Below are 4834 nucleotides of genomic sequence, written 5' to 3'. Positions count from 1 at the left end.
GTGCCTACCTGCGCGATCTCGTCGTTTCGGGTGACCTTGCGGGCATTGGTCTTCAGTTCGGCGACCACCGCATCGACCGCCTTGTCGATGCCGCGCTTCAAATCCATCGGGTTCATGCCCGAGGCAACCGCCTTGGCCCCTTCCCTGACGATCGCCTGTGCAAGCACCGTTGCGGTCGTCGTGCCGTCGCCGGCAAGGTCGTTGGTCTTGGAAGCCACTTCGCGCACCATCTGGGCGCCCATATTCTCGAACTTGTCTTCAAGCTCGATTTCCTTGGCCACGGTGACGCCGTCCTTGGTGATGCGCGGAGCGCCGAACGACTTGTCGATGACGACATTGCGCCCCTTGGGACCGAGCGTCACCTTTACCGCATTGGCAAGGATATCGACGCCGCGCAGCATCTTCTCGCGCGCTTCGGTATGGAATTTCACTTCTTTGGCAGCCATTGGATCACTCCTTTATCTAGGCAGCATTCGTTGACTGGATGGATACGAAGAAGCCGTCAGGCGGCCTTCTTCACTTCGGCGATCTCATCGATGACACCCATCACGTCGCTTTCCTTCATGATGAGCAGGTCCTCGCCGTCGAGTTTGATTTCGGTGCCGGACCATTTGCCGAACAGGATGCGGTCGCCGACCTTGACATCGAGTTCGACAAGCTTGCCGCTGTCGTCGCGCGCGCCGGGACCGACGGCGAGCACTTCACCTTCCTGCGGTTTTTCCTTTGCGGTATCGGGGATGATGATGCCGCCGGAGGTCTTCTCCTCGGCTTCAAGGCGGCGGACCAGAATACGGTCATGCAATGGACGGAACGCCATGTCGTTCTCCTCGTGGACAAACAGGTTTTTGAGGTTCCTCCGCACCGAACCGGCAATATCGGACCGGTGCGGAACGCCCCGACCCTTCGTCAGGCATCGCGGCGCATATCGAGCTAGTTTTGCCGTTTTTCGGTTTCAAGAGACCGGCGAAAAAATTTTTCCATTCGACCAGAAAGGGCGCCAACGCACTGTTATGGCGCGGCTATTTTCGGAACCCCCGAGCTTCTCGCGACGTTGTTTGAAGAGGAACCGATCGTCCCGGCATGGCATCGGGCGAGTTCAATACGGACATCGCGGGCTGGAGGCCTGAACGGAGAGAGAAGGAGAAAGACATGGCCGATACGGTCAGCAGCGAATTCCGCCTGCAAATGGAAGGTTATGGCCTGACGACGGCCGAAATCCACTATCACCTGCCCGATCATCCGAGCCTGCTTCAGCTCTATGTCTGGCAGGACTATGATCTCGCTCCGGCCTTTCCCGAACTCAAGGGCTTTCTCCAATATTGGGAGCGCGAACTCGACGGTCCGCTGCACTCGGTCCGCATTGCTCATCATCGACTCATCCAGCCTTCGGAATGGCGGGCCGTCGAGGGCATCATCACGGTCCACTAGAGGTCTTTGGGACGGACTCCGCTCCTGCTTCGCCCCCGGAGCGACGACGTTGGAGCAAGCTCTTGCCGGCCCCACGCAGCGCCAACAATCTCCGCTCCAGGATTTCCAATTTCCATGTTGTAAAACGATCCTGCCGCGCTAGCCTGAAACCAGATGCGAGGCGGGGAAGAGGAATGGAGCTTCAGCTCAACGGCAAGGTGGCGCTGGTCACCGGCTCGACGCAAGGCATCGGCCGCGCCATCGCCGAGACGCTGGCGCGCTGCGGCGCCGGCGGCCTGCTCGTCACCGGGCGCGAGAAGACCCGCGGCGATGCCGTGGCGGAAGAGCTTTCGCGGCTCGGCACGCCGACAGTCTTCGTCGCCGCGGACCTCGCCGACCCGGCGGCCCCTGCCCTTTTGACGCAAGCCTGCATCGAGCGCTTCGGCCGCATCGATGCGCTGGTCAACGCCGCAGGGCTGACCGACCGGGCCTCGTTCCTCGACGCCGATCTCGACGGCTGGGCCTCGCTGTTCGCGGTCAACGCGCGGGCACCGTTCTTCCTCATGCAGGCGGCCATCGCCGACATGAAGAAGCGTGGCCAGGGCGGCGCCATCGTCAACATCCTGTCGATCAACGCCCATTGCGGCTCGCCGGAACTCGCCGTCTATTCCGCCAGCAAGGGCGCGCTGGCCACGCTGACCAAAAACGCCGCCAACGCCCATCGCTTCGATCGCATCCGCGTCAACGGCATCAATGTCGGCTGGACCGACACGCCGGCCGAACGTGTCATGCAGGCCGACACGTTGGGCAACGGGCCGGGCTGGCTCGATGCCGCCAACGCCTCGCAACCCTTCGGCCGCCTGTTCTCGACGAGCGACATCGCCAACCTCGCCGTCTTCCTGCTTTCGGATGCTGCCGGGCCGATAACCGGCACGCTCGTCGACCAGGAACAGTGGGTGATCGGGGCGAATCGGTGAGCGCCATCGAAACGCATGCGCCCTGCATGACGCATTTCGGCGTCGGCACCGTTGCCGTCAGAAGTTGGTCGCGATGACGGTGACTGAAAAAACCTATCGCCCATTCGCTCAAAGCACCCGCGCCGCTTCACAGCGCCAGGCTCTCCTGCTCCACCTCTTCGGCATTCGGATCTCCCGGTGCGGTGGCCCAGGCCAATTCGACCAGCGTCACGGTGCGCCAGCCTGTCCCGTCGAGTTGGCAGACGATGAGGCCCTGCTCCTCGATATAGGTCAAGAGGCGCCGGGCGCGGCGCAGCGAGTGCGAGCCGTAGGCGCGGGCGATCGCGGCGTCGCTCGGGCATGGCCAGCCCTCTTTCGCCGCACGGGCGATCATCATGAACACGCCCTGCATGTCGTCGGGCAGCAGCGACGCGCGGACGGAAACGTCCCGCCACGCGTCATCCTGCGTCGTCTCGGAACCAAGGCCGGCACGGGCGCGCGTCAGCATGCGGCGGAACTCCGGCAGGTCCGGCACGACCGACGCGAGGCCTTCTATGCGGCAGCGGACCACGAATTCCTGATAGAGCACCCCGATCACGCGAAAACCCGCATCGGGCTGCGCCAGGATGGCGCGCAGCACACGGTCGACGCGCTCACGACGCTCGGCCAGATCCTCGGCGCTGATTTGCGGCTCCGCCGGCTCGGGGCGCATTTCCAGTGCCGCCGATTTGGCCGCCATCAGCTGGTCGAGCAGGTCCGGCGACGCCGGGCGGCGCGGCGTGCGCACCGTCTCGGGCGGCGGCGCCGCCAGGATGATCGCGCGTGCATCTTCCAGCGCGGATTCCGGCATTGCCATGAGCCGCGGCGTGCCGTTGCGCGGGCTGGTGTCGGTCGGGCCGATGCGCAGCCCCAGCGGACGGCGCGACAGCGCCGGGCCGAGCGCCATGAACTGCCCGCGTTCCAGATCGCGGAACGCTTCCGCCTGGCGTCTCTCCATGCCCAAAAGATCGGCGGCACGCGCCATGTCGATATCGAGGAAGGTGCGGCCCATGAGAAAATTGGACGCCTCGGCTGCGACATTCTTGGCGAGCTTGGCCAGCCGCTGGGTGGCAATGATGCCGGCCAGCCCGCGCTTGCGGCCACGACACATCAAATTGGTCATGGCGCCGAGCGAGAGCTTTCGCGCTTCGTCCGACACCTCTCCGGCCACCGCCGGCGCGAACAGCTGCGCCTCGTCCACCACCACCAGCATTGGGTACCAGTGGTCACGGGCGACCTCGAACAGCCCGCCGAGGAAGGCGGCGGCACGCCGCATCTGGTTCTCGGCGTCGAGCCCTTCGAGATTGAGCACGGTGGAGACGCGATGCATGCGCGCCCGCTCGCCGGCCGCCTGCAGGCCGCGCTCGGTATGCTGCTCGGCATCGATCACCAGATGGCCGTAACGGTCGCCCAGCGAGACGAAGTCGCCCTCGGGATCGATGATGGTCTGCTGCACCCAGGGCGCGCTCTGCTCCAGCAGGCGCCGCAGCAGATGCGACTTGCCGGAGCCTGAATTGCCCTGCACCAAAAGGCGAGTCGCGAGCAGTTCCTCAAGATCCAGCTTCGCCGGGGCGCCCGCGGTCGTCTGTCCCATCTCGATCGCAACGGTCATCTCGACTCAGGCGCTCCTTTCGCAGACGGGCTTATCAACTGGGTCACAGCCCGTCGAGCGTGCATGACCGCCTGCGGCGTGTTGCGCACAACTGTGCAGGCACCGCCTGGAGGGGTCATCAGCCGATGCCTGGCGCAAACTTTGGGTTGACCCCTTCGGACCACGAGGCGACACTCCACCCAACGCTACGAGTGCGAGGAGGAATGCGATGGACGAGCCCGAACGGTGGCGCCACATGTCGACGGCGCCAAAGGATGGCAGCCGCATCCTGGTCACGGTGCGTCCGTCCGAACAGGGACCGGCGGAAGTAGACCTTGCCTATTGGTCGCGTGCCGACCAGTTCGCCTCGGAAGGCTGGCGCGCGTCGGACTCCTCGCCCGGGCGCGTCATCGAATATGCCGACCCGGAACTGAAGTGCTGGATGCCGTTGCCGACGGCAAACCTCAGCCGCGCGTCCATGCCAGCGCCCTGGGAAGGCGAAGACGCCCAGCAGCTGGATGGGTCCGGGATTTAAGCGCGCGGAGAGGCCGGAGATTGGCCAATCTCCCCTCGTGCGGGAGATCGGCAGCTTCGCGGTCGGCAGTCCTCAGAACAGGAACGCGGCCGTGGCGGGGTTGGGCCCGTTGCGGCCTTCGGGCGAATCCATGCCGCGGATCGTCTGCAGGTCCTGGGCATCCAGTTCAAAATCGAAGACATCGAAATTGGCGGCGATGCGATCCCTGCGGATTGACTTTGGAATGACGATCAGCCCCTCTTGGAGATGCCAGCGGATGATCGCCTGGGCGACGGACTTGCCATGTTTTTTGGCGATGCCTGAAAT

The 4834-nt window shown here is 64.5% G+C and carries 7 protein-coding genes; 3 read left to right on the top strand and 4 right to left on the bottom strand.

All coding sequences use genetic code 11. From position 1 onward, the window contains the following. Both EN964_RS24610 and groES read right to left on the bottom strand, forming a co-directional pair. Positions 1 to 446 (bottom strand): TCP-1/cpn60 chaperonin family protein (locus tag EN964_RS24610; RefSeq protein ID WP_281040536.1); only part of this gene is annotated, 446 nt, incomplete at its 3' end. A 56-nt stretch (positions 447 to 502) separates the two neighbouring features. Further along, on the bottom strand, positions 503 to 817 hold the full coding sequence (groES, locus tag EN964_RS24605) for a co-chaperone GroES (RefSeq protein WP_127255658.1): 315 nt from the start codon (positions 815 to 817) through the stop codon (positions 503 to 505). 332 nt (positions 818 to 1149) lie between these two features. On the opposite strand from groES, the gene EN964_RS24600 reads away from it, so the two are divergent. Together EN964_RS24600 and EN964_RS24595 are read left to right on the top strand one after the other, a co-directional pair. Beyond that, positions 1150 to 1428 (top strand): usg protein, encoded by a 279-nt coding sequence (locus tag EN964_RS24600; protein WP_127271604.1) that lies wholly within the window; start codon positions 1150 to 1152, stop codon positions 1426 to 1428. Between the two features lie 173 nt (positions 1429 to 1601). Further along, positions 1602 to 2384 carry an SDR family oxidoreductase gene (locus EN964_RS24595; RefSeq protein ID WP_127271630.1) on the top strand — a complete coding sequence of 261 codons (783 nt, stop codon included), beginning with the start codon at positions 1602 to 1604 and terminating at the stop codon, positions 2382 to 2384. Positions 2385 to 2511: 127 nt separating this feature from the next. On the opposite strand, the gene EN964_RS24590 is transcribed toward EN964_RS24595, so the two are convergent. Then, entirely contained in the window at positions 2512 to 4014 is a 1503-nt protein-coding gene (locus EN964_RS24590) for an ATP-binding protein (RefSeq protein WP_127272635.1), read from the bottom strand. Between the two features lie 208 nt (positions 4015 to 4222). Here EN964_RS24590 and EN964_RS24585 point away from each other — a divergent pair, with 208 nt between their 5' ends. Further along, a complete protein-coding gene (locus tag EN964_RS24585) occupies positions 4223 to 4528 on the top strand; it encodes a hypothetical protein (protein WP_013530714.1) in 306 nt (101 codons plus the stop codon). 72 nt (positions 4529 to 4600) lie between these two features. On the opposite strand, the gene EN964_RS24580 is transcribed toward EN964_RS24585, so the two are convergent. Beyond that, the coding region (locus EN964_RS24580) for an aldo/keto reductase (protein WP_164775969.1) at positions 4601 to 4834 on the bottom strand (234 nt) is incomplete at its 5' end.

Source organism: Mesorhizobium sp. M7A.F.Ca.CA.001.10.2.1 (assembly GCF_003998575.1).
GTDB lineage: Bacteria > Pseudomonadota > Alphaproteobacteria > Rhizobiales > Rhizobiaceae > Mesorhizobium.
The sequence above is the reverse complement of the archived record's forward strand: the minus strand, read 5'-3'. Positions and strand labels throughout refer to the sequence as shown.

What these genes read in the sequence shown, in the direction of transcription:
- groES (WP_127255658.1), bottom strand. Translation starts at nt 817, where the DNA reads ATGGCGTTCCGTCCATTGCATGACCGTATTCTGGTCCGCCGCCTTGAA.
- EN964_RS24600 (WP_127271604.1), top strand. Translation starts at nt 1,150, where the DNA reads ATGGCCGATACGGTCAGCAGCGAATTCCGCCTGCAAATGGAAGGTTAT.
- EN964_RS24595 (WP_127271630.1), top strand. Translation starts at nt 1,602, where the DNA reads ATGGAGCTTCAGCTCAACGGCAAGGTGGCGCTGGTCACCGGCTCGACG.
- EN964_RS24590 (WP_127272635.1), bottom strand. Translation starts at nt 4,014, where the DNA reads ATGACCGTTGCGATCGAGATGGGACAGACGACCGCGGGCGCCCCGGCG.
- EN964_RS24585 (WP_013530714.1), top strand. Translation starts at nt 4,223, where the DNA reads ATGGACGAGCCCGAACGGTGGCGCCACATGTCGACGGCGCCAAAGGAT.